General features: G+C 68.4%; 23 protein-coding genes and 1 tRNA gene. 17 read left to right on the forward strand and 7 right to left on the reverse strand.

Annotated features, from left to right (window positions below):
- Positions 1-590 (forward strand): MFS transporter (locus MHA02_RS22190; protein ID WP_507762918.1); only part of this gene is annotated, 590 nt, incomplete at its 5' end.
- On the opposite strand, the gene MHA02_RS14120 is transcribed toward MHA02_RS22190, so the two are convergent.
- Positions 569-895, reverse strand: coding sequence for a YnfA family protein (locus MHA02_RS14120; protein WP_147079709.1), 327 nt, complete (start codon positions 893-895; stop codon positions 569-571). The genes MHA02_RS22190 and MHA02_RS14120 overlap by 22 nt on opposite strands.
- 145 nt (positions 896-1,040) lie before the next feature.
- Here MHA02_RS14120 and MHA02_RS14125 point away from each other — a divergent pair, with 145 nt between their 5' ends.
- Positions 1,041-1,727: a BA14K family protein gene (locus tag MHA02_RS14125; RefSeq protein ID WP_147079711.1), complete on the forward strand. Its 687-nt coding sequence runs from the start codon at positions 1,041-1,043 to the stop codon at positions 1,725-1,727.
- 216 nt (positions 1,728-1,943) lie between these two features.
- Here MHA02_RS14125 and MHA02_RS14130 read toward each other — a convergent pair whose 3' ends face one another.
- The gene (locus MHA02_RS14130) at positions 1,944-2,138 is read right to left on the reverse strand and encodes a hypothetical protein (protein ID WP_147079713.1); all 195 of its coding nucleotides are present in this window, start codon (positions 2,136-2,138) and stop codon (positions 1,944-1,946) included.
- A 452-nt stretch (positions 2,139-2,590) separates the two neighbouring features.
- Positions 2,591-4,180, reverse strand: a complete 1,590-nt coding sequence (locus MHA02_RS14135) for a catalase (RefSeq protein WP_147079715.1) — start codon at positions 4,178-4,180, stop codon at positions 2,591-2,593.
- 125 nt (positions 4,181-4,305) lie between these two features.
- Here MHA02_RS14135 and MHA02_RS14140 point away from each other — a divergent pair, with 125 nt between their 5' ends.
- The 4 genes from MHA02_RS14140 to ilvA are packed head-to-tail and all read left to right on the forward strand — an operon-like array spanning position 4,306 to position 8,348.
- The gene (locus MHA02_RS14140) at positions 4,306-5,286 is read left to right on the forward strand and encodes a LysR substrate-binding domain-containing protein (RefSeq protein WP_147079842.1); all 981 of its coding nucleotides are present in this window, start codon (positions 4,306-4,308) and stop codon (positions 5,284-5,286) included.
- Positions 5,287-5,344: 58 nt separating this feature from the next.
- The gene (locus MHA02_RS14145) at positions 5,345-6,397 is read left to right on the forward strand and encodes an AbrB family transcriptional regulator (RefSeq protein ID WP_147079717.1); all 1,053 of its coding nucleotides are present in this window, start codon (positions 5,345-5,347) and stop codon (positions 6,395-6,397) included.
- A complete protein-coding gene (locus MHA02_RS14150; protein ID WP_147079844.1) occupies positions 6,394-6,738 on the forward strand; it encodes a diacylglycerol kinase in 345 nt (114 codons plus the stop codon). Before MHA02_RS14145 ends, MHA02_RS14150 begins: the two co-directional genes overlap by 4 nt.
- Complete coding sequence (ilvA, locus tag MHA02_RS14155; RefSeq protein ID WP_373318334.1) at positions 6,708-8,348, forward strand: threonine ammonia-lyase, biosynthetic; 1,641 nt, start codon at positions 6,708-6,710, stop codon at positions 8,346-8,348. The genes MHA02_RS14150 and ilvA overlap by 31 nt, the downstream gene beginning before the upstream one ends.
- Before the next feature lie 175 nt (positions 8,349-8,523).
- Here the strand turns inward: ilvA and MHA02_RS14160 are convergent, their stop codons facing one another.
- On the reverse strand, positions 8,524-9,201 hold the full coding sequence (locus MHA02_RS14160) for an MgtC/SapB family protein (protein WP_147079719.1): 678 nt from the start codon (positions 9,199-9,201) through the stop codon (positions 8,524-8,526).
- Between the two features lie 194 nt (positions 9,202-9,395).
- Between MHA02_RS14160 and lgt the strand changes: the two genes are divergently transcribed.
- The 5 genes from lgt to MHA02_RS14185 all read left to right on the forward strand — a co-directional run bounded on the left by lgt (position 9,396) and on the right by MHA02_RS14185 (position 14,623).
- The gene (gene lgt / locus MHA02_RS14165) at positions 9,396-10,286 is read left to right on the forward strand and encodes a prolipoprotein diacylglyceryl transferase (protein WP_147079721.1); all 891 of its coding nucleotides are present in this window, start codon (positions 9,396-9,398) and stop codon (positions 10,284-10,286) included.
- A 118-nt stretch (positions 10,287-10,404) separates the two neighbouring features.
- Positions 10,405-11,502, forward strand: a complete 1,098-nt coding sequence (locus MHA02_RS14170) for a class I SAM-dependent methyltransferase (protein WP_147079848.1) — start codon at positions 10,405-10,407, stop codon at positions 11,500-11,502.
- Positions 11,503-11,540: 38 nt separating this feature from the next.
- On the forward strand, positions 11,541-12,311 hold the full coding sequence (gene pgeF / locus MHA02_RS14175; protein WP_147079723.1) for a peptidoglycan editing factor PgeF: 771 nt from the start codon (positions 11,541-11,543) through the stop codon (positions 12,309-12,311).
- Between the two features lie 347 nt (positions 12,312-12,658).
- Positions 12,659-13,564 carry an outer membrane protein gene (locus MHA02_RS14180; protein WP_147079725.1) on the forward strand — a complete coding sequence of 302 codons (906 nt, stop codon included), beginning with the start codon at positions 12,659-12,661 and terminating at the stop codon, positions 13,562-13,564.
- A 312-nt stretch (positions 13,565-13,876) separates the two neighbouring features.
- On the forward strand, positions 13,877-14,623 hold the full coding sequence (locus MHA02_RS14185) for a DUF2076 domain-containing protein (protein WP_147079727.1): 747 nt from the start codon (positions 13,877-13,879) through the stop codon (positions 14,621-14,623).
- A 78-nt stretch (positions 14,624-14,701) separates the two neighbouring features.
- Here the strand turns inward: MHA02_RS14185 and MHA02_RS14190 are convergent, their stop codons facing one another.
- Positions 14,702-15,490 carry a L,D-transpeptidase gene (locus MHA02_RS14190; protein WP_147079728.1) on the reverse strand — a complete coding sequence of 263 codons (789 nt, stop codon included), beginning with the start codon at positions 15,488-15,490 and terminating at the stop codon, positions 14,702-14,704.
- 362 nt (positions 15,491-15,852) lie between these two features.
- Here MHA02_RS14190 and MHA02_RS14195 point away from each other — a divergent pair, with 362 nt between their 5' ends.
- The 4 genes from MHA02_RS14195 to MHA02_RS14210 are packed head-to-tail and all read left to right on the forward strand — an operon-like array spanning position 15,853 to position 19,606.
- The gene (locus MHA02_RS14195; protein ID WP_147079730.1) at positions 15,853-16,575 is read left to right on the forward strand and encodes a protein phosphatase CheZ; all 723 of its coding nucleotides are present in this window, start codon (positions 15,853-15,855) and stop codon (positions 16,573-16,575) included.
- A gap of 53 nt (positions 16,576-16,628) precedes the next feature.
- Complete coding sequence (gene uvrC / locus MHA02_RS14200; RefSeq protein ID WP_147079731.1) at positions 16,629-18,683, forward strand: excinuclease ABC subunit UvrC; 2,055 nt, start codon at positions 16,629-16,631, stop codon at positions 18,681-18,683.
- 58 nt (positions 18,684-18,741) lie between these two features.
- A complete protein-coding gene (pgsA, locus tag MHA02_RS14205; protein WP_147079733.1) occupies positions 18,742-19,338 on the forward strand; it encodes a CDP-diacylglycerol--glycerol-3-phosphate 3-phosphatidyltransferase in 597 nt (198 codons plus the stop codon).
- Positions 19,339-19,354: 16 nt separating this feature from the next.
- The gene (locus MHA02_RS14210; RefSeq protein WP_147079735.1) at positions 19,355-19,606 is read left to right on the forward strand and encodes a MoaD/ThiS family protein; all 252 of its coding nucleotides are present in this window, start codon (positions 19,355-19,357) and stop codon (positions 19,604-19,606) included.
- Between the two features lie 21 nt (positions 19,607-19,627).
- On the opposite strand, the gene MHA02_RS14215 is transcribed toward MHA02_RS14210, so the two are convergent.
- Together MHA02_RS14215 and MHA02_RS14220 are read right to left on the reverse strand one after the other, a co-directional pair.
- Positions 19,628-19,703, reverse strand: a tRNA-Thr gene (locus MHA02_RS14215).
- Between the two features lie 55 nt (positions 19,704-19,758).
- Positions 19,759-20,673, reverse strand: a complete 915-nt coding sequence (locus MHA02_RS14220) for a ribokinase (protein WP_147079737.1) — start codon at positions 20,671-20,673, stop codon at positions 19,759-19,761.
- 329 nt (positions 20,674-21,002) lie between these two features.
- Between MHA02_RS14220 and MHA02_RS14225 the strand changes: the two genes are divergently transcribed.
- Entirely contained in the window at positions 21,003-21,233 is a 231-nt protein-coding gene (locus MHA02_RS14225) for a NepR family anti-sigma factor (protein ID WP_147079738.1), read from the forward strand.
- On the forward strand, positions 21,233-21,820 hold the full coding sequence (locus tag MHA02_RS14230; RefSeq protein WP_244612423.1) for a sigma-70 family RNA polymerase sigma factor: 588 nt from the start codon (positions 21,233-21,235) through the stop codon (positions 21,818-21,820). Before MHA02_RS14225 ends, MHA02_RS14230 begins: the two co-directional genes overlap by 1 nt.
- The last annotated feature ends 164 nt before the right edge of the window (positions 21,821-21,984 follow it).

Below are 21,984 nucleotides of genomic sequence, written 5' to 3' on the forward strand. Positions count from 1 at the left end.
GGAGCCTGTGGCGGGAGCCGCTGGCTTGGCAGGTCGCCGGCTTCATGGGGCTGCAATCCTCGCTCGCCTACATCCAGTTCGGCTGGCTGCCGGCGGTGCTGCAGGGGAGGGGGCTCGACGCCCTCGATGCCGGCTATTTCGCCGCGGTGGCGGCGGTCGCCCAGGCACCGGGAGCGCTTCTCCTGCCGACCCTCGCCGCCCATGCGCGCGACCAGCGGGGCTGGATCGTCGGCGGCCTCGGCGGAATGGTGGCATCGTTCCTGGCACTCGCCCTCGGCCCGGATGCGGTGATGCTGCCGGCGGCGGTCGGGTTGGGCTTCGCCAGCGGCGGCAGCTTCGGGCTAGGCCTCACGGTGATCGTGCTGCGCGCGCGGGATGCGGCCAGTGCCGGGGCGCTGTCGGCGATGGCGCAGGGGTTCGGCTACGCCCTCGCATCCCTCGGCCCGTTCGGTTTCGGGCTCGCGCACCAGGCCACCGGCGGCTGGGGCCTGCCGACCCTGTTGTTCGCGACGATAGCCCTCGCCGGCGCGATCTGCGGCCTCGGCGCCGGCCGTGCCCGGCAGGTCGGTCAGGCGGCCCGCGGCCCATAGAGGATCACCGCCATGCCGGCGAGGCAGAGCGCGGCGCCGGACAAATCCCACCGGTCCGGGTCCACGCCCTCGACGAGCTTGAGCCAGACCAGGGCGGCGACGACATAGATTCCGCCATAGGCCGCATAGGCGCGCCCGGCCGCAGGGGTGTCGACGAACGTCAGCAGGCCGGCGAAAACGATCAGCGACGCGACACCCAGGATCAGCCAGAGCGCGGATGCGTTCGTCCGAGCCCAGGCCCAGAACGCGAAGCAGCCTGCGATCTCGGCGAGCGCGGCGCCGATGAAGGCCGCCAAGTTCGTCATGGCTGCTCTCTCGGACGAAGCGGCCCGTCCGGCAAGACCGGGCATTGAGACTTCTGGTTGAAATATATCCATTTGCCGCACGCCCGATCGGGGCGGCGATGCGTTCGATCACCAAGGGACAGTCTCCCGCAAATTGGTGAACACGATGAATCGTATCCTGACAGTGTCGGCAGCCTTGGCCGGCGCCTTTCTCCTCGTTCCTGCCGCAGCGGATGCCCGCGGCTTCGGTGGCGGCGGTGGCTTTCGTGGCGGCGGAGGCGGTTTCGGTGGTGGCGGCTTCCGGGGCGGCGGTATCGGCGGCGGCGGCTTCCGTAGCGCGGGCGGCGGCTTCGGTGGTGGCGGACTGCGCGCTGGCGGGTTCGGAGGCGGTTCGGCGTTCGGCGCCCAGCGCGGTGGCTTCGGCGGGGCCGGGTTCGGCAACGGCGTTCGGGGTGCCGGGTTCGGTGGCGGTGTGGGTCGTGGCTTCGGTAACGGCGGCTACCGTGGCGGCTTCGCGGGCAACCGCGGCGGCTATTACGGTGGGCGCGGCTACGGTCGACGGGGTTTGGGTTACGGCGGCTTGGGCCTGGGTCTCGGCCTCGGTCTCGCTGCCGGCGGCCTCGGATACGGCTACGGCGGGTATGGCTATGGCGGCGGCTACGGCTACGACGACGGCTATTATGTCAACGGCTACGCTCCGGCGGCCTACGGCTACGAGCAAGAGGGCTACGCTCCCGTCGAAACGGCTCCGGCCGGCCGCTCGGTCTCCTACTGCGTCAGCCGCTTCCGCTCCTACGACCGTCGCTCGGGGACCTATCTCGGCAATGACGGCGCCCGCCACGCCTGCCCGTAGCCGATGAGATGCGGCCCCTGCCTCGCGGCGGGGGCCGTTGCGTTTAGGCTGTCGTTTCGCAGAGCTTTACGACCACGCCACGCACGGATTTTTTGCATCGCCCGATGACCCGATCGACCGGCCGAAATCCGCCTCGGAGAAGCCCGGTTTCAGCGCGGTATCGGGGAACCTGACGGCATCCGGCTTCTCTGCCGGTCCACGCCCGCCCGACACTCTTCAGGTGCGCTTGCTCATGTTGCCGCTCGTCTTCTCGCAGCAGCAGCCACCCTTCTTGCCCTTGATGTTCGGTGCCATGCTGCTTGTGCTGCACATGGCGGTTTTCCCCTTGCTGCTGCCGCAACAACTCATCGCGAGGGCCGGAGCCGCGCCGAGCAGCATCAGGGCGGTAGCGGTCAGAGCGAGCGTCTTCATCGGTCGTCGTCCTCCATAACCGGCTGCATCGTTGCAGCGCGGCCATGCGGTTTGCACCTTCCCACGATGGTAAGGTCAACGATCGAAATGCCCGATCGTGAATCGCGATCGTCGCCGGGGACGACACGCGTCTCCGCGCGTCACGATTTCGGAAATGTTGAAGCGGATGGCGATCGGGAGCTGTCGATCGAGCGCCTGCAGTCTTCTGGGGAACAGTTTCGTCGAGCGCGCCGTTGCTCGATCATCTCAAGGAGATTGACATGCTGACTGGCGGATTGTTGTGGCTCATCGGGATTCCGATCCCGGTCATTCTCCTGGTGTGGTTCTTCTTCTTGCGCGGCCGCTGAGCCTACGGCATCGACACCCGGATCGGGACGTCGGCAGCACGCATGAAAAAGCCCCGCGGAGCGCTTGCTCCGCGGGGCTTTTCTCTGCCGTCATCCCCGAAAAGACTACTCGGCGGCGACGCGCTGGGCGTGGGTGCCGTCGGTGTAGGTCTCGGGCGCGAGGCGCTTGCCCGGAGCGGCGCGGCCCGGCAACGGCGGCAGGGCGAGGGCCTTCTGGAGATCGATGCCGGCGCCTTCGGCGACGCGGCGTCCGTAATCGGCGTCGGCATGCGAGAAGTGCCAGACCATCCGGAGCTGGATCGCCTCGGGGCACTGCTTCATGTCGTCGACGAGGTTGGCGATCAGGTCGTCGCGCTCCCAGGCCTCGAACGAGCGGTAGCGCACGCCCGCCTGGACGTAGTCGTCCTCCGTCCGCGAGGTCTGGTAGCGGCCGAGCTGGCCCTGCACCGGCTGGCGGTAATCCCGGGCCGGCTTCGGCGCCTCGACGAGGCCCTCGGCGATGGTCGAGGGCTCGTAGTTGATGTGCTTGTTCGGGCCGACGCCGTCGACGTAGTGGGTCATCTGCCCATCGCGCTGGTTCGAATAGACCTTCACGCCCGGCTGCGGCGCGTTGATCGGCAATTGCAGGTAGTTCGGGCCGACGCGGTAGCGCTGGGTATCCGAGTAGGAGAGCGTACGCCCCTGCAGCATCTTGTCGTCGGAGAAATCGATGCCGTCCACGAGCACGCCCGTGCCGAAGGCCGACTGCTCCACATCCGCGAAGAAGTTGTCGGGCACGCGGTCGAGCACCATGCGGCCGCAGGGCAGGAGCGGGAAGTCTTCCACCGGCCAGAGCTTCGTGTCGTCGAGCGGATCGAACGACAGGTGATCGTTCGGGCCGTCCGGCATGATCTGCACGGAGAACTCCCACTCGGGGAAGTTGCCGGCACTGATGTTGTCGTAGAGGTCCTGCGTGGCGTGGCCGACGTTCTCGCCCTGGATCTTCGCCGCTTGCGGCGACGTCAGGTTCCGCACGCCCTGCTTCGGGGTCCAGTGGAACTTGCAGAGCACGGCCTCGCCCTGGTCGTTGACGAGCTTGTAGGTGTTGACGCCCGAGCCCTCCATCTCGCGGTAGTTCGCGGGAATGCCCCAGGGTGACTTGAGGTGCGTCACCATGTGGATCGACTCGGGGTGCGCCGCCACGAAGTCGAAGAAGCGCCATGCCTCCTGACGGTTGGTCACCGGGTCCGGCTTGAAGGCGTGGATCATGTCGGGAAACTTGATCGCGTCGCGGATGAAGAAGACCTTGAGGTTGTTGCCCACCAGATCCCAGTTGCCGTCGACGGTCTTGAACTTCACCGCGAAGCCGCGCGGGTCGCGGGCGGTCTCAGGCGATTCTTTCGCACCGGCCACGGTTGAGAAGCGCACGAACATTGGGGTTTTCACGCCGACCTCGTTGAGGACGCGGGCGCGGGTGTATTTCGAGGCCGGCTCGTTGCCGATCTTGCCGTAGGCCTCGAAGTAGCCATGCGCACCGGCGCCGCGAGCATGCACCACGCGCTCCGGGATGCGCTCACGGTCGAAATGCGTGATCTTCTCGATGAACTGGTAGTTTTCGAGCGTCGCCGGGCCGCGCTCGCCGACCGTGCGGGTGCTCTGGTTGTCGCGAACCGGGTGGCCTTGGCGGGTGGTCAGGATCGGGCGGTTGTCGCTCATGCGCGAGATTTCTCCGTAATGGGGACGACTCTCAGCCGAGGCTGGAACCGTTCTCGACAGGGGTATGCCGCAGGCGTTCCCTAGTGGCAAATGCATCGTCGCAACGATTGTGATAGATGCAGTCTATGCACGTTGCCGGATTGTCCCTGCGGGACCTCGAATATGTCGTCGCCATCGCCGACGAGACGCATTTCGGACGGGCCGCCGAACGCTGCAACGTCAGCCAGCCCACCTTGAGCGTTCAGGTGCGCAAGCTCGAGGAGACGCTCGGCCTCGTGCTGTTCGAGCGCTCGAACCGGCGCGTGCTCCTCACCGAAGCGGGGCAGGCGATCGTGCGGCAGGCGCGGATCGTGCTGGCGGAAGCGCAACGCCTGCTGGCGATGGCATCCGAGGGACGTGGCTCTCCGCTGACCGGCCGGCTGGTTCTCGCTGCGATCCAGACGCTCGGCCCCTATTACTTCCCGCTGGTGCTGCGCCGGCTGCGCGCCGAGTTTCCGATGCTGTCGCTGGCGCTCAGCGAGGCGCGTACCGCCGAGATTCTAGAGGGTGTTCGCGATGGGCGTATCGACGCCGCCCTAGTCTCGCTCCCGATCCCGGCCTCGGGACTGACGGTCTCACCGCTCTTCGAGGAACCGTTCCTGCTCGCATGCCCTACCGATCACGCCCTCGCGGAAGGCGCTCTCGACGCCCGGCGGATCGCCGGGCCGGACCTGCTGCTCCTCGACGAGGGCAATTGCCTGCGCGACCAGACCATCGCCGCCTGTGGCGCCGGCAGCGTGACGGGCCGGCACGCGACGAGCCTGGAGACGCTGCGCTCCATGGTGGCGGCCGGTGCCGGCTACACTCTGCTGCCGGCGCTCGCCGCGCCGTCCGATCCCGATCCCAGCGGCCTCGTGGTGACCCGCCGCTTCGCTGCCGGAGGGCCCGGTCGCACCGTCGCGCTGGCCTGGCGGTCGAGCGATCCGCGGGCCGGAGGTCTCGCGCATCTGGCTGCGTTCTTTCGCAGTCACGCTCCGGCTGGCACCGCGGCTTGCCGCGTCGAAGCCGCGGCGGCATCCGGTCTCGGGCCGGACCCCAGCGGTGACAGCCGCCCGCAGGCGGTGTAGCGCCACCCGGTCGCGGGCGCTCGGTCCGTCGATCCTTCCGAAAACGCTGCAGCCGCCCTTGCCCTCTCTCCGCACGGCCATCCGCTGGACGGCGCTCCTGGCGGCCTCCGCCGTCCTTGCCATCGTGCTGGGCCTCGCCCGATTTCCGGCCGCGCTCCTGCTCGGGCCGATGCTCGTGGCCATCGCCTTCGGGGTCCGTGGTGCGGAACTGACCTTGCCGCGACCGCTGTTTCTCGCGGCGCAGGCGGTGATCGGCTGCCTCGTGGCGCACGCGGTGACGCCCGAGATCACCCGCACGATCGTCGACGACGGCGCCCTGATGTTCGCCGCGGTTCTCGTGACCGTACTCGCCGGGGCGATCGTCGGCATCGTGCTGACACGGCTCCAGGTCCTGCCCGGCGCCACCGCAGCCTGGGGTTCGGCGCCCGGCGGGGCGGCCGCGATGGTGGCGATGGCGGAGGCCTACGGCTCCGATCCGCGCCTCGTCGCGTTCATGCAGTACGTCCGCGTCGCGGCGGTGGTGCTGACCGCCTCCGTGGTGGCGCGGTGCCTCGTGGACGTCTCCGGCGCACCGGCGACAGCTGTCGCGGAACCGACGCAGGTGCTCTCCGTCCTCGCCACCCTCGGCATCGCCGCCCTCGGCGTGGGGCTCGCGACGGCACTGCGCGTTCCCGCCGCCGCCCTCGTCGGGCCGATGCTGCTCGGCGCCGCCCTCCATGCCGCCGGGATCGCCAGCGTTTCCGTTCCCGGCCCGCTGCTCGATGCCGCCTATGCCGGCATCGGCTGGTATGTCGGCCTGCGCTTCACCCGCGAGACCCTGCACGCCACCTTGCATGCGCTCCCCGGCATCCTCGTCGCCACGGTCGCGATCATCGTCCTCTGCGGCGGCTGGGCCTGGGGCCTGACCGTCCTGCTGCCGATCGACTTCCTCACCGCCTTCCTGGCGACCAGCCCCGGCGGTCTCGATTCGGTGGCGATCATCGCCGTGGGCTCGAAGGCCGACGTGTCGTTCGTGCTGGGTGTCCAGACCCTGCGCCTATTCACGGTCCTGCTCACCGGACCGATCCTGGCGCGCTGGATCGCCCGGGCCGCACCGGGTCCCGACGCGTGAAGGCCCTCTACATCGCGTTCCTGAACTCCTGGCGCGGCCTCGTCCACGGCGCCCGCACGGAGCGCGCGATCCGGCTCGAACTCGCCTTGCTGATGCTCGGCGTACCGTCGGCCTTCCTGCTCGGTGCGACGCTCTGGGTTCGCGTCGCTCTTGTCGCCAGCCTGCTGCTGATGCTCAGCGCCGAGTTCCTCAACACAGCGATCGAAAAGCTCTGCGATCACCTCCATCCCGGCCATCACCCCAGGATCGGCATCGTCAAGGATCTCGCTTCGGCCGGTGCCTTCGCCGCGCAAGGCCTCGCAGCCTTGGTCTGGATCGCGGCCCTCATCGACAGGCTCTGAGGGGCGGCCCTCGCATCGGGCGTCGGGACGGACTAGATCGGGCGCTTCGGAAGCCCTCCGAGCACCACGCGAAGACCCGCCCCGTGACCGACTACATCAAGAAGATCCTCTCCGCCCGCGTCTACGACGTCGCCAAGGAGAGCCCGCTCGACCCGATGCCGCGCCTGTCGAAGCGCCTCGGCCGGCCGATCCTGTTGAAGCGCGAGGACCTGCAGCCGGTCTTCTCGTTCAAGCTGCGCGGCGCCTACAACAAGATGTCGGGCCTCAGTCCCGAGGTGCTGGCACTGGGCGTCGTCTGCGCCTCCGCCGGCAATCACGCGCAGGGCGTGGCGCTCGGCGCGCAGCGGCTCGGCGTGCGCGCGGTGATCGTGATGCCGCGGACGACGCCGGCCATCAAGGTCGATGCCTGCCGGGCACGCGGGGCCGAAGTGATCCTGCACGGCGACGCCTTCGACGAGGCGCTGACCGAGGCCCGCCGGCTCGAGGCCGAGCAGAACCTCACCTTCCTGCACCCCTTCGACGATCCGGAGGTGATCGCCGGACAGGGGACCATCGGCATGGAGATCCTGCAGCAGCATTCCGGGCCGATCGAGGCGATCTTCGTGCCCGTCGGCGGCGGCGGCCTGGCCGCCGGCATCGCGACCTTCGTGAAATACCTGCGGCCGGGGACCAAGGTGATCGGCGTCGAGCCGGACGACGCCGCCTGCATGAAGGCGGCCATGGACGCCGGCGAGCTCGTCATGCTGCCGAGCGTCGGCCTGTTCGCCGACGGCGTCGCCGTGCGCCAGGCCGGTGCCGAGACGTTCCGGCTCTGCCGCGAGCATCTCGACGAGGTCATCACCGTCGACACCGATGCCATGTGCGCGGCGGTGAAGGACGTTTTCGACGACACCCGCGCCGTCTCCGAGCCCTCGGGTGCGCTGAGCCTCGCCGGCGCCAAGGTCTACGCGGCGCGCGAAGGCGGGGGAGGGGGCACGCTGGTGGCGATCTCGTCCGGCGCCAATCTCAACTTCGACCGCCTGCGCCACATCGCCGAGCGGGCCGAGATCGGCGAGGAGCGCGAGGTGCTGCTCGGCGTCACCATCCCCGAGCGGCCCGGCGCCTACCGCGCCTTCATCGCGGCATTGGGGCCGCGTGCCATCACCGAATTCAATTATCGTTACGCCCACGGCCGCGAGGCCCGTATCTTCGTCGGCATCAACCTGCCGGGCGGAAAGCCTGAAAAGCGCGCGCTCGTCGCAGCGCTGACGGCCGAGGGCTACGCCGTCCACGATCTCAGCGACAACGAGATGGCCAAGGTCCACGCCCGCTACATGGTCGGCGGCCGAGCCGAGGGCCTCGCCGACGAGCGTCTCTACCGTTTCCAGTTTCCGGAGCGGCCGGGCGCACTCATGAAGTTCCTGGACGCCCTCGGCGACGGCTTCAACATCACCCTTTTCCACTACCGCAATCACGGAGCCGACTACGGGCGCGTGCTCGCCGGCATCGACGTCCCCGAAAGCGAGCACGCCCGCTTCGCGGCGGTTTTGGAACGGCTCGGCTACGATTACGCCGACGAGAGCCGGAACCCGGCCTATGCGCTGTTCCTGAACGATTCGATTTCCGGATAGCGTCTGACGATGAGCCGGGGAGCGCGGTCGCCATCGCCGGCCGACCCGGTGACCGCTTCCGGTTCATTCGATCGGGTCGCAAGGTTTGCCCTTGCGGGAAGGGGTCAGGGTGGTTGAGGGTCGAGCTGCGGTCCCGTCCGCACCGCCCCAAGCTCCCGAGCCTCGGCAGAGGAGACTAACCCTTCGCTTGCTCGACCTTCACCACACCGGGATTGCCCCGCAGCCGGTCGGCGATCGCATCGACACTTGTCTGCGACAGGCGCACGAACGACACCGTGACGTCCTCCTCGTCGTCGGTCTCGCCCGGACGCACCACGAACTGGCGCACGCGGGAGGCCCGCGCACCGGCCACCTCCTGCAGCGTGTCGATGGTCAGCCCGCCGCGCTTCACCGTCAGATGTAGTTCCCGCGTCTGCATGCGGCCGCGCCAGCTCTCCTCGATCGGCTTCACCCCGGCGAGGATGCCGATGACGATGACGGTGGTCGCGATCGCCGGCACGTAGAGCCCGCCGCCGATGGCGAGGCCGATCGCGGCGACGGCCCAGAGGCTCGCGGCGGTGGTCAGCCCCTTCACCACCTCGCCGCGCAGCAGGATGGTGCCCGCGCCGAGGAAGCCGATGCCGGAGACGACCTGCGCGGCGACGCGGGAGGGGTCGAGCACGACGTTCTTCTGGCCGAGCACGTCGGCGAAGCCGAAGGCCGAGACCAGCATGATCAGGCAGGCGCCGACGCAGACCAGCATGTGCGTGCGCAGGCCCGCCGCCCAGAGCAGGCGTTCGCGCTCGAACCCGATCACGCTGCCGAGCGCTCCCGCCAGAACGAGCCGCGCCACCATCTCCGTATTGCTCAGCACGCCGCCCCGCCTCCGGTCCTCCGTGTCGCGCCAGCCTTCACCCGGCCTGCCGGTTCGGGCAAGCGCCGCGGCTCAAGGCAAGCGCCGCGGCTTAAGGCAAGCGCCGCGGCTCAAGGCTTGACGCTTCCGCAAGCCCGGGTGCATGGCCACGGCGTTTCATCGGGAAAGCCCGTCGCACTCGAGAAGGCCCGCCGATGCCGCCGCTCTTCGCTATTCCCTTCCCGGCCATCGACCCCGTGGCGGTCGCGCTCGGGCCGATCACGATCAAGTGGTACGCGCTGGCCTACATCGTGGGTCTGGTGGGCGGCTGGTACTACGCGCGCCGTCTCGTCGCCTCCGATTCGCTCTGGGGTGTGGTCCGGCGGCCGAAGCTCTCGGACGTCGACGACCTGATCGTCTGGGTGGCGCTCGGCGTCGTCCTCGGCGGCCGCATCGGCTATGTGCTGTTCTACAATCTGCCGATGTATCTCGACGACCCGGCCGAGATCCTGGCCATCCGCAACGGCGGCATGTCGTTCCACGGCGGCTTCCTGGGCGCGATCTTCGCCCTGCTGCTCTTCGCGCGGATGCGCGGGCTCAACGGCTACACCATGCTCGACCTCGCCGCCGTAGTGACGCCGATCGGCCTGTTCTTCGGCCGTATCGCGAACTTCGTGAACGGCGAGCTCTGGGGCCGCCCGGCGCCGGACTTTCCCTACGCCGTCGTCTTCCCCACCGGTGGGGAGGTGCCGCGCTATCCGAGCCAGCTGTTCGAGGCCGGCGCGGAAGGGTTGCTGCTCTTCGTCGTGATGGCGCTGGCCGTGCGCCGCTTCGGCTTCCGCAAGCCGGGGCTGATCGGCGGCATCTTCGTGCTCGGCTACGCGGTCACGCGGACATTCTGCGAGTTCTTCCGCGAGCCCGATCCGCAACTCGGCTTCCTGTTCGGCGGCGATGTCGGCGCGCTCGGCGGAGGCATTACCATGGGCATGCTGCTCTGCCTGCCGATGGCGGTCGTGGGTCTCACCTACATCGTCCTCGCCGCCCGCGGCGTCACGCGCCCGCGCAACCCCGAGATCGAGATCCAGGCCGAGGCGGGGCAGATCTGATAATCTCGTGGCCGTCGAGGCTGGCGCCTCGAAGGCCGTCCGCCGCACGAGCAGCGACGCGCGCTCGCGCTTGCCCCACGGCCTGTCGATGGAAGAGTCGAATGTCGTGGCCGTTGGTATGAAGGCGCTCCCACCAGAGCCGACGCCGCTCTTCCGCGAGATCGCGGTGGAGATCCGCGAGAACGGGCCGATCGGCCTCGACCGCTACATGGGCCTCTGTCTCGGGCATCCGGTGCACGGCTACTACCGGACCCGCGATCCGCTCGGGCACCGGGGCGATTTCGTCACGGCGCCGGAGATCAGCCAGATGTTCGGCGAGCTCGTCGGAGTCTGGATCGCCGCCACCCGCGCGGCCATGGGCGCACCCGCGACCCTCAACCTCGTCGAGCTCGGTCCGGGCCGCGGCACGTTGATGGAGGATGCGCTGCGGGCGTTGCGATCCGCCGCTCCCGGCGCCGGCTTTCATGTGCATCTCGTGGAGACGAGTCCCGTTCTGCGGGCGCTTCAGTCCGAGCGGCTCTCGGCCGCTGCGCCGCGCTGGCACGATACGGTCGAGACGCTGCCCGACGGGCCCGCGATCGTCGTCGCCAACGAATTCTTCGATGCGCTCCCGGTGCGCCAGTTCGAGCGGCGGGAGGCCGGGTGGTGCGAACGGCTCGTGGGCCTCTCGCCCGATGGAACACGGCTGGTGTGCGGTCTTTCTCCGGATCCCGATCGCACGATCACCGGGGACGCCCCGCCCGGTGTCGTCCTGACCCTGCCCAGTGCTGCTCTCGCGACCATGCGCGCGCTCGCCGCCCGGCTCGTTCGCCAGGGGGGCGCCCTGCTCGCGATCGATTACGGCCACGTCCGGCCCGGCTTCGGCGACACGCTGCAGGCGCTCGCCCGCCACCGCTTCGTCGATCCGTTCGAAGCGCCGGGCGAGGCCGACCTCACCACCCACGTCGACTTTTCGGCGCTCGCGGCCGCCGCCTCGGCTGACGGCGGGCACGTCCACGGACCTGTCGACCAGCGTGATTTCCTCGACGGACTCGGCCTTCGCATGCGGGCCGACCGCTTGAAGCTGCGGGCCACGCCCGCCCAGGCGGAGGCGATCGAGGCCGCCTATGGGCGGCTGACCGCTCCGGCGCGGCGCGGCATGGGCTCCCTGTTCAAGGTGCTCGGCATCAGCCATCCCTCGCTGGGCGCGCTGCCGGCCTTTCCCGCGACGGCGTGAGGACGGCTTCCCGTAAACACCGATCGCCCGGATCCGCCATGTTCATCGAAGCGCCAGAACTCAGCTCGCACTCCTACGTGCGGCACGCCTTCTTCACCCGGCAGGGCGGGGTCTCCGAGGGGCTGTATACCTCGCTCAACGGCGGCATCGGCTCGCGGGACGAACCCGGCTCAGTCGTCGAGAACCGGGAGCGGATGTGCGCGCAACTCGCGCTGCCTGCGACCGCCCTTGTCAGCCTCTATCAGGTCCATTCGAATCGCGTCGTGACCGTCGAGGCTCCGATCCCCCTCGAGGATCGTCCGCAGGCCGACGCGATGGTGACGCGGGTTCCGGGCTTGGCGCTCGGCATCGCCACGGCGGATTGCGGCCCGATCCTGTTTGCCGATCCCGAGAATCGCGTCGTCGGCGCGGCCCATGCCGGCTGGAAGGGCGCGCTGACCGGCGTGATCGCCAACACCGTCGCCGCCATGGAAGACCTCGGCGCCGAGCGCGGCCGGATCGTCGCGGTGCTCGGGCCGACGATCTCGCAGGCCGCCTACGAGGTCGGAGATGACTTCATCGTACGCTTCCGGAGCGAGGCACCGGGCTCGGAACGCTTCTTCGCCGAGGGCGAGCGGGCCGGGCACCTGCAGTTCGACCTGCCGGGCTTCATTCTTTCCCGATTGCAGGAGGCCGGCATCGGCGAGGCGGCATCGGTTGGCCTCTGCACCTACGCCGACGAGGCGCGCTTCTACAGCTACCGCCGCACGACCCATCGAAACGAAGCCGATTACGGCCGCCTGATCTCCGCGATCGCCCTGACGCCGTGAGTTGCAACGTTTCGGCCGGCTCAATCGCGTGTGCAGACGCACATCGCTCTGCTGCGCTGCAGCGGTATCCCCACTGCGGAACTTGGCCGTAAGGGTTCCACCCTGCGACAACTTGTCCAAGAAAACCGGGGAAAAAAGCTCGGCAGTAAGTGAACCTTGACCGTTTGGTGGCGTTCTAGCCTCAAGTAGCCAAGGGAACGGCAATCACCGCCACAAAGGGGCCGCCTTCGGGACGGTCGGCGTGGTTGCCCTGCAACAGCATCTCTTCGGTTGCTGCAATAGATACGGGGAACCGCGTCGGACCGGCCCTCATGGGTGCATCGGCGCAGAGTAAAGGACCAGTAAGCATGACCTCTTTCCTCCGGGCCTCCACCGCCCTCGCTGCCATCGCCTTCGCCGGTTCGGCCTTCGCTGCCGACCTTCCGCGCCGCGCTGCGCCCCCGCCGGTCTTCGTTCCGGTTCCGGTGTTCACCTGGACGGGCTTCTACGCCGGTTTCAACGCCGGCTACGGCTTCGGCACCAACGACAACAACACCCCGACCGTCATCGGCGTCGGCCCGACCACCGCGATCTTCGCTAACGCCGCCGGTACGGCCACGCAGTCTGGCGTGCTCGCCTTCGGTAACGGCAACAAGAGCGACGGCTTCGTCGGCGGTGGCCAGATCGGCTACAACTATCAGTTCACCCCGGGTTCGGGCTTCGTCGTCGGTGTCGAGGCGGACGCCCAGTACGCCGATTTCGGCCGCGATCGTAACCGCTTCGCCTTCGCCACCGCTGCTGGCGGCGGCATCATCCCCGGCACCACCGTGTTCAACCCGTCGGGCCTCTCCGGCCTCGACTACTTCGGCACGGTCCGTGGTCGTCTCGGCTACGCCTTCGACCGCACCCTCGTGTACGCCACGGGCGGCTTCGCCTACGGCGCCGGCGGTGGCAGCCAGTTCGGCCTGCCGAACGGTTCCAGCGACGACTTCAAGACCGGTTACGCTGTCGGCGGCGGTGTCGAGTACGCTCTCCCGACCGACTCGTTCCTGAACTTCTTCAAGTCCTCGGCCGTGACGTTCAAGGTCGAAGGTCTCTACGTGAACCTCGATCAGGGCAACGGCCTGACCGGCGCCTTCGCGCAGAACGCTGCCGGCCGCACCGTCGCCATCGGCAACCCGGACGTGGCGCTCGTCTCGGGCGGTGCCCGCGCTCGCGACACGGAGTTCGCCGTCGTCCGCGCCGGCATCAACTACAAGTTCGGCTCCTACTAGGACCTGACCGGACGGCGATCCTCGCGGTCGAGCCCGATCAGTCCTACCGCATCGGCATCGCTCAGGAAGCCCGGCCTCACGGCCGGGCTTCTCCCGTTTCCGGACCGGCGCATGCCGTGGGTCGTCCGGCGATTTTTGGCCCGCCGTCCCTGCGCACATCGCAAAGTTCGCGGCGCCCCCTGACAAAGCCGTTGCAGCCCCCCATCTCGTAGGGGTCATGCGGTGGCGCTGCTGCCGCCCGCCTTGTTTCGTCGCGCACACTCACGCCGAACCGGATCTAACTTCGGCGGCGTGCGCTCCAGGAGGACGGCTATGAACAGCGAAGAACGCGACATCATCAACGGTATTTTCCAGCGCCTGGAACAGGCCGGAAACCAGCAGCGCGACGCCGACGCCGAGCGGTTCATCGCCGACAAGCTTCGGTCGCAGCCCTACGCGCCCTACGCGATGGCCCAGCTGATCTACGTGCAGGAAGAGGCGATCAAGAGCCTGAACCAGCAGCTCGAACAGGCCAAGCAGCAGACGCAGCAGCAGCCTCAGGGTGGCGGTGGTTTCCTGTCGAGCATCTTCGGCGGTGGTGGTGCGCGCCAAGACCCGCAGCCGCAGCAGCGGCCGGGCGGCCAGCCGTGGGGCAACCAGCAGGGCGGTTACGGCGGCCCGCAGCAGGGCTATCCGCAGCAGGGTGGGGGCTATGGCGGCCCGCAGCAGGGCGGTCCCTGGGCCGGCCAGGCGCAGCAACCTCCGGCGCGCGGCGGCGGCTTCCTCGCCTCGGCCCTGCCGATGGCAGCGGGTGCGGCCGGCGGCATGCTGCTCGGCAGCGCTCTGTCGAACGCTTTTGCCGGAGGCCACTCGCATCTCGGTAGTTCGGCCGCGGCCGGGCTCGGCGGCGGCGACAACATCACCGAGAACAACTTCTTCGGAAGCGACTCCGGCGGCGGCAACCAGGATCTCGGCTCGGCGCTCGGCGGCGGCAGCGACACCGGCAGCTTCGACGACGCCTCCTTCGACAACGATCCGGGTGGCGATTTCGGCGGTGGCGGAGACGACGACTGGGTTTGATCGTTCGTCCCGACACTTGAGAAGATGTGGCCCCGGCGTCGGTTCATCCGCGCCGGGGCTTTTCTTTGCGACAGCCGCTCAGATCACCTCGACGCGCGTTCCCACCGGCGTGCGCTGGTACAGGTCGATCACGTCCTCGTTCATCATGCGGATGCAACCGGACGACACGGCCTGGCCGATCGTGTGCGGCTCGTTGGTGCCGTGGATGCGGTAGAGCGAGGAGCCGAGATACATCGCGCGGGCGCCGAGCGGGTTTGCGGGGCCGCCCTCCATGTGGCGGGGCAGGTCCGGGCGGCGCGCCAGCATTTCGGAGGGCGGCGTCCAGTCGGGCCATTCGCGCTTCTGGCTGATCGTCTTGGTACCGGTCCACAGGAAGCCCGGACGGCCGACGCCGATGCCGTAGCGGATCGCCCGGCCTCCGGCCTGCACGAGATAGAGGTGCTTGGCGTTCGTATCGATCACGATCGTCCCCGGGCGCCGACCGCCGGGAAACTCGACGACCTGCCGCTCGTAGCGCGGGTCGATAGCCCGGCCGATAGCGACGTCCTGCTGTTCGGGGCGCGAGGGGAGGGCGGCGAGGCGGGTGCGCGGCGCCAGTGCTTCGGGGCTGTGGCCCGAATAGGGGTCGCCGTCGGGGTAGCGCATCGCATCCGGCCCGCCATAGCCGTAAGCCGCGTAGTGGCGCGGCAGGACGCCATCGTCGCTTAGACGACGACCGCTGGCTGCGGCGGGCGCGGGTCCGTCGCCTGTCATTAGGTACTCGATGAAGCCGCCGCCGTACTGGCCGGACCGGGACTGGGCGTGAGCCGCCTGCCCCGAGACGATTGCGGCGAGAACCGCCGCCGACACGGTTACCGTCAAACGCATCGCATGTGGTCCTCTTGGCATCCGAACTGACCCGGAAGCGTCCCTGCCGCCGGTGGCGAGCCCGGGCTCCTGCGTCGAGGATCGGCCGGCAAGGCGAGAATGCGGTGAAGGAACGTGGTGAATCGTTCACGATGCGGCCGGCACGACGGAAACGCGCCCTACAGTATTACTTGTTTAGTATCAATAACTTGGTCGTTATTTCGGATCGCTTCCGCCGCTGCTGCCGCCGCTGCACCGCTTCGGGCGATCCGATTCGTCGTGAACACTGGGTAAACACGCACGCCGACCGGTCATCCTTCAGGAAATGGAAACCGTTTTCGACGACTTTGAACTGAGATCCTCGCACGGGCCGATGCCGACCGATGACCGCAAAACGATACCGCATCGAGGATACCCTCGGCCTGGGCTCGGACGTCTCGTCCGATACGGCGGCTTCCTCTCCCGCCCGGGCGGCCCAGCTCGACGAGATCCTGACGGCGATTCAGGATTTGCGCCGGGTGACGCAGGCGAGTGCGGGCGAGACGGTCGAAGCCTGCAGGCGCGAATTGACCGAAGCGTTCGCGATGCGCACCGACCTCGACCTGATGAAGGAGGCGATCACGCGGACCAAGCAGGAGATCGCCAATCTCCACCGCTCCGATTCCGCCGGCAAGGGCATGAAGCGGGTCGCCGGCGAACTCGACGCCGTGGTCGAATCCACCGAGGCCGCCACCTCCACGATCCTCGGCGCGATCGAGGAGATCGAGACCAACGCCAACATGTTGCGCGGCCAGCGCCTGCCGAAGGCGACGCAGGCTCATGTCGACGTCATTCTCGAGCGCGTCATCGTCGCCTACGAAGCCTGCAACTTCCAGGACCTGACCGGTCAGCGCATCAGCAAGATCGTCGGCGTGCTGAAATTCGTCGAGGAGCATCTCGACCGGATGATCGAGGCCTGGAGCGGTCTCGACAGCTTCCGCGAGCTGATCGCGGTCGATACGCCTGCGCCGGCCGAGGACGACGAAAGCTCGCTCCTGAACGGGCCGAGGCTCGACGAGGACCCCGGCCACGTCGATCAGTCGGATATCGACGCCCTGTTCGGCTGACCGTCGCGCCGTCGGCCCTTCCAAGCGGATTCGCCGGGCCTTACATCGGGGCCATGAGCCGCCACGCGCCCCGATCTGCCCGAGGAGACGTTCCGCCGGACGCGTTCGACGCTGCCGAGGACGACGAGCCCGACGCGCCCGCCCTCGACGACGCGGCCGAGATCGACTTCGATTTCGAGCCCGGTGCCGTCGCGGCCGGCACCGAGGTGATCAAGCGCTTCTGGTCGACCCTGCCGACATCCCCCGGCGTCTACCGGATGTTCGATGCCAAGGGCGATGTGCTCTATGTCGGCAAGGCCAAGAGCCTGAAGGCCCGCGTCGGCTCCTATGCCCGCGGGCAGGCCCATTCGAACCGCATCGCCCGCATGATCGGGCAGACCGCGGCGATGGAATTTGTCACCACCGCCACCGAGACCGAGGCGCTTCTGCTCGAGGCGAACCTCATCAAGCAGCTCAAGCCCCGCTTCAACGTGCTGATGCGGGACGACAAGTCGTTTCCCTACATCCTGCTCACCTCCGAAGGCCCGGCCCCGCAGATCGTGAAGCATCGCGGGGCGCGGCGGCGGAAGGGCAGCTATTACGGCCCCTTCGCCAATGTCTGGGCGGTCAACCGCACGGTGAACGCCCTTCAGCGTGCCTTCCTGCTGCGCACGTGTTCGGACAGCTACTACGAGAACCGATCGCGGCCCTGCCTGCTCTTCCAGATCAAGCGCTGCGCCGGCCCCTGCACGGGCGAGATCTCGGAGGCGGATTATGCCGGTCTCGCCGAGAACGCCCAGGCCTTCCTGTCCGGCAAGTCCAACGCGGTGAAGGACCGCATGCGGGAGTCGATGCAGGAGGCTTCCGAGGCCATGGAATTCGAGCGCGCCGCCCGCTTCCGCGACCGGATCGCTGCGCTCTCGACGGTCCAGGGGGTGCAAGGCGTCAACACCCAGGGCGTCGAGGAGGCCGACGTGTTCGCCCTCGACGAGCAGGCTGGGCAGTTCTGCATCGAGGTGTTCTTCTTCCGGAACTTCCAGAACTGGGGCAACCGCGCCTACTTCCCGAAGGCCGACCGCTCCATGAGCGCCGATGAGGTGCTCGCCTCCTTCATCGGCCAGTTCTACGACGACAAGCCGGCGCCCCGCGTCGTGCTGACGAGCCATGCCGTCGAAGAGGCCGAACTGGTCGCCGCCGCCCTCTCGAGCCGCGTCGACTACCGCGTCGACATCCACCAGCCGCAGCGCGGCGAGCGCAAGGCGCTGGTCGACTACGCGCAGCGCAACGCCAAGGAGGCGCTCGGCCGCCGCCTCGCCGACACGGCCTCGCAGGGCAAGCTGCTGGTCGCCCTCGGCCAGGCCTTCGGCCTGGACAAGCCGCCCCGCCGGATCGAGGTCTACGACAACTCGCACATCTCCGGCACGAACGCCGTCGGAGCGATGATCGTCGCCGGCCCGACCGGCTTCATGAAGACGCACTACCGCACCTTCACGATCAAGTCGGAGGAGCTGAGCCCGGGCGACGATTTCGGCATGATGCGCGAGGTGCTGCACCGCCGCTTCAAGCGCCTCGTGAAGGAGTCGCCCCGCACGCCGAAGGAAGCCGCACTCGCCGCGAGCGACGGCGGCGCGCCCGAGCCGGTCCCGGAGCCAGAGGCCGACAGCGAGACGTTTCCGGCGTGGCCCGACCTCGTCCTGATCGACGGCGGCAAGGGCCAGCTGGAAGCGGCGCGCTCGATGCTCGAAGAAGTCGGCGTCACCGATCTGGCGCTCGCCGGGATCGCCAAGGGGCGCGACCGCGACGCCGGGCGCGAGACCTTCTTCATCCCGGGCAAGCCCCCGTTCAAGCTGCCGCCGCGCGACCCCACGCTGTATTTCGTGCAGCGCCTGCGCGACGAGGCCCACCGCTTCGCCATCGGCACCCATCGGGCCAAGCGCAAGCGCGAGATGGTCCGCAACCCGCTCGACGAGATCGCCGGCATCGGGCCGACGCGCAAGCGGGCGCTGCTCCACCATTTCGGGACGGTGAAGGCGATCCAGCGCGCGGCTCTGGAGGATCTCGCCCAGGCACCGGGCGTCAATGCCGCGACCGCAAGGGCCGTCTACGATTTCTTTAATGCAAACGCCTGAACCCGCATCTCAAACGCCGCGGTTGACGCCTTCGCGAGCGCGTGATTTCTCCGCGCCGATGAATGCGGTCTTTCCCCGAAGGCGCTCGCAGGCCTGGACGCTCGCGAACTGCCTGACCTATGGCCGCCTCGTCGCGGTGCCGGTGCTGGTCGCGCTGTTGTTCTGGCCGGACGAGACGACGGCACGCTTCGCCGCGCTCGCGGTCTTCATCGTGGCCGGCATCACCGACTATCTCGACGGCTACGTCGCCCGCGCCTACGCGCAGAGTTCGGCGCTCGGACGCATGCTCGACCCCATCGCCGACAAGCTGCTGGTCGCGGCCTGCCTGCTGATGCTGACCGCCGATCACACCATCTCGGGCTTCTCGCTCTGGGCGGCGATCGTGATCCTGTGCCGGGAGGTGCTGGTCTCGGGACTGCGCGAATACCTCGCCGAGCTGAAGGTCGGCGTGCCGGTGAGCAGGGTCGCCAAGTACAAGACCACGCTGCAGCTCGTGGCCCTCGGCTTCCTCGTGGCCGGGCCGGCCGGCGAGACGATCCTGCCGCACACGGTCGATATCGGCCTCGTCCTGCTCTGGATCGCCGCAGCCCTCACGCTCTACACCGGTTGGGATTACATGCGGGCCGGGATCCGGCACGTCATCCACGAGCCCTGAGCGGAACCGCCGAACCATGAAGCTCGTGTACTTCGCCTGGGTCCGCGAGCGGATCGGCAAGGCCGACGAGATCGTCGCCCCACCGCCCGGCATCGAGACGGTCGCCGGCCTGGTGTCCTGGCTGAAGACCCGCGGCGAGGAATACGCCTACGCTTTCGAGAACGAGGGCATCGTGCGCGCCGCCATCGACCGCGTCCACGCCAAGCCGGACAGCCCGATCACGGGGGCCGCCGAGATCGCGTTCTTTCCGCCGATGACGGGCGGTTGAGGGTTTGGATGGTGACAGTAGTGGTGCCGGTTGCGGGACTTGAACTCGCGACCTACCGCTTACAAGGCGGTTGCTCTACCAGCTGAGCTAAACCGGCATCGGGTCCTTGGGCTACCAGCCGTTTCGGCGCCGTGCAAGCCGGTGCGCCTCGTCTAGCCGCGGTGTGGGTGTTCGTTCATCGCCGCATCGATCGCCCGGCGGGTCGGGATGCCGGCCTGGGCTCCGGAGCAGGTGCAGGCGAGGCTTCCGGCGATGGACCCGCGTCGCAAGGCGTCCCCGAAGGAGGTTCCCTCCGCCAGTGCGGCCGTGAAGATGCCGACGAAGGTGTCGCCGGCCCCGGTGGTGTCGACGACGTTTACCGGCAGGGCGGCGGTGCGGTGCTCGATACCGTTCGACCAGCCCACCGCACCGGCCGCGCCGAGGGTCACGACCACGTCGGTGCCGAAGCGGATCTGGAGAGCGTCCGCGAGCGCGGCATGCGATCCGGTGTCGATCGCCAGAGCCGAGACCAGATCGGCCGCCTCGTGTTCGTTCAGGATCAGGATGTCGACCAGCGCGAGGTAGCTGTCCGGGATCACGCCCGACGGAGCGAAGTTCAGCACGACGCGCGCGCCCGCGGCCTTCGCGCTGCGCGCCGCCGATTCGCCGGCGGCATCCGGGATTTCCCTCTGCAGGAGCAGAATGTCCTGGGCGCCGAGGTCGAGGCGTTCGACAGCCGTAGCCTCGACGGCTGTGTTCGCCCCGGCGGCGACGGTGATCGCATTCCGGCCCTCGGCATCGACGACGATGAAGGCCACGCCCGTCGGGCGGTCCGTCCGCCGAACGCTGGACAGGTCCACGCCCGCCTCCCGCAGATTCACGAGCGCAGGCTCCGCGAAGGCATCGTCGCCGACGGCGCCGAGCATCCGCACCTCCGCTCCGGCGCGGCGCGCAGCCAGCGCTTGATTCGCGCCCTTGCCGCCCGGGAGGCGCTGGTAGGCGTCTCCCGTCACGGTCTCGCCCGGCCTCGGAATACGAGCGACCTTGGTGACGAGATCGACGTTGATCGATCCGAAAACGATGATCATCGATCGGGCCCTCGCCGTCTTGTTGAGAGGGAGCACGGTTCTTCGAGGCAGATACGCTCATATCCGCAAGATGATGTGGCGCGTCCCCGGAAATAAATCGCGTTGTCATCGGTGAAGCTTGGCAATGAGCGTGGCCTTTTACATGTTTCCGAACGGTTTCCGCTTATTGAAGGCCAACTGAATACATACTTCAGAAGCGGTTAAATCGCGTCCCGCTACCACGTTTCCTTCAGCAAAAGCCCCATCCGGCCGGAGCGCAATCGGTCTCAAGGCGACTGCACTCCGCGATCTCGACCCGGGCCGGGCGGCAGGCACGAAGACGAGGCGTGATGACCGACGATCGCCGCGACCGGCAGGGGGCACCCCCTCCCGCGCCATCCGCATCCGGCTCCGGCGCGGGCGGGTCGTCCGCCGACGGCATCGGAGCCGATGACCGTCGGCGCATCGGGCGCAACCTGCGTCTCCTCTACGGAAGCGTCCTCGATCAACCACTCCCCGAGAGGTTCACGCGGCTCATCGACGAACTGGCCGCCGCATCGAAGAACAGTGAGGGCTCATGATGACCCGGACCGCAGCCTCGATGGCCCTCCCGATCGGCACACCGCTCGGAGCGGATTCCGAAATGCGGGATCTGCTGCTCGGGGCGATCCCCGCGCTCAGGGCCTTCGCGTTCTCCCTGACCTACGATCTCGATCGCAGCGACGACCTCGTCCAGGACACGCTGGTGCGGGCCTGGGTCAAGGCGGACAGTTTCGCCCGTGGCACCAATCTGACGGCGTGGCTGTTCACCATCCTGCGCAACCTCTTCTATTCCGAGCAGCGCAAGAAGAAGCGTGAGGTCGAGGATGCCGACGACGTCATGGCCGGCAAGCTCACCAGCCTGCCCGAGCAGGAGGTGCGCCTCGAGCTGCGTGAGTTCCGCGAGGCACTCGGCCTGCTTCCGTACAGCCAGCGCGAGGCCCTGATCCTCGTCGGCGCACAGAACTTTACTTATGAGGAGGCGGCCGAGATCTGCGGCGTGGCGGTCGGAACGATCAAGAGCCGGGTCAGCCGCGCCCGCTTCCGGCTGACCGAGGCGTTGGGCATGAAGGGCTGTGCCGATATCGGCGCCGACGCCGTCACGCGCGCGGCACTCGGCGGGCCATGATGTCGTCCGTCGAGCCGGCTTGTTCGCTAGCAAGATCGTCTGGCACGTTCTGCCGCTGGCGATGATCTTACCGTGGCGCATGAAGATCGACGCGCGTCGCTGCGTCCGAGTTCTACCCGAACGCTTGCTCGACCGTCATGATGTCTTCAAACTCATCGCAGCAG

The sequence above is a fragment of the Methylobacterium haplocladii genome, from assembly GCF_007992175.1.
Taxonomy (GTDB): domain Bacteria; phylum Pseudomonadota; class Alphaproteobacteria; order Rhizobiales; family Beijerinckiaceae; genus Methylobacterium; species Methylobacterium haplocladii.

What these genes read in the sequence shown, in the direction of transcription:
- MHA02_RS14120 (WP_147079709.1), bottom strand. Translation starts at nt 895, where the DNA reads ATGACGAACTTGGCGGCCTTCATCGGCGCCGCGCTCGCCGAGATCGCA.
- MHA02_RS14125 (WP_147079711.1), top strand. Translation starts at nt 1,041, where the DNA reads ATGAATCGTATCCTGACAGTGTCGGCAGCCTTGGCCGGCGCCTTTCTC.
- MHA02_RS14130 (WP_147079713.1), bottom strand. Translation starts at nt 2,138, where the DNA reads ATGAAGACGCTCGCTCTGACCGCTACCGCCCTGATGCTGCTCGGCGCG.
- MHA02_RS14135 (WP_147079715.1), bottom strand. Translation starts at nt 4,180, where the DNA reads ATGAGCGACAACCGCCCGATCCTGACCACCCGCCAAGGCCACCCGGTT.
- MHA02_RS14140 (WP_147079842.1), top strand. Translation starts at nt 4,306, where the DNA reads ATGCACGTTGCCGGATTGTCCCTGCGGGACCTCGAATATGTCGTCGCC.
- lgt (WP_147079721.1), top strand. Translation starts at nt 9,396, where the DNA reads ATGCCGCCGCTCTTCGCTATTCCCTTCCCGGCCATCGACCCCGTGGCG.
- MHA02_RS14170 (WP_147079848.1), top strand. Translation starts at nt 10,405, where the DNA reads ATGAAGGCGCTCCCACCAGAGCCGACGCCGCTCTTCCGCGAGATCGCG.
- pgeF (WP_147079723.1), top strand. Translation starts at nt 11,541, where the DNA reads ATGTTCATCGAAGCGCCAGAACTCAGCTCGCACTCCTACGTGCGGCAC.
- MHA02_RS14180 (WP_147079725.1), top strand. Translation starts at nt 12,659, where the DNA reads ATGACCTCTTTCCTCCGGGCCTCCACCGCCCTCGCTGCCATCGCCTTC.
- MHA02_RS14185 (WP_147079727.1), top strand. Translation starts at nt 13,877, where the DNA reads ATGAACAGCGAAGAACGCGACATCATCAACGGTATTTTCCAGCGCCTG.
- MHA02_RS14190 (WP_147079728.1), bottom strand. Translation starts at nt 15,490, where the DNA reads ATGCGTTTGACGGTAACCGTGTCGGCGGCGGTTCTCGCCGCAATCGTC.
- MHA02_RS14195 (WP_147079730.1), top strand. Translation starts at nt 15,853, where the DNA reads ATGACCGCAAAACGATACCGCATCGAGGATACCCTCGGCCTGGGCTCG.
- uvrC (WP_147079731.1), top strand. Translation starts at nt 16,629, where the DNA reads ATGAGCCGCCACGCGCCCCGATCTGCCCGAGGAGACGTTCCGCCGGAC.
- pgsA (WP_147079733.1), top strand. Translation starts at nt 18,742, where the DNA reads ATGAATGCGGTCTTTCCCCGAAGGCGCTCGCAGGCCTGGACGCTCGCG.
- MHA02_RS14210 (WP_147079735.1), top strand. Translation starts at nt 19,355, where the DNA reads ATGAAGCTCGTGTACTTCGCCTGGGTCCGCGAGCGGATCGGCAAGGCC.
- MHA02_RS14220 (WP_147079737.1), bottom strand. Translation starts at nt 20,673, where the DNA reads ATGATCATCGTTTTCGGATCGATCAACGTCGATCTCGTCACCAAGGTC.
- MHA02_RS14225 (WP_147079738.1), top strand. Translation starts at nt 21,003, where the DNA reads ATGACCGACGATCGCCGCGACCGGCAGGGGGCACCCCCTCCCGCGCCA.
- MHA02_RS14230 (WP_244612423.1), top strand. Translation starts at nt 21,233, where the DNA reads ATGACCCGGACCGCAGCCTCGATGGCCCTCCCGATCGGCACACCGCTC.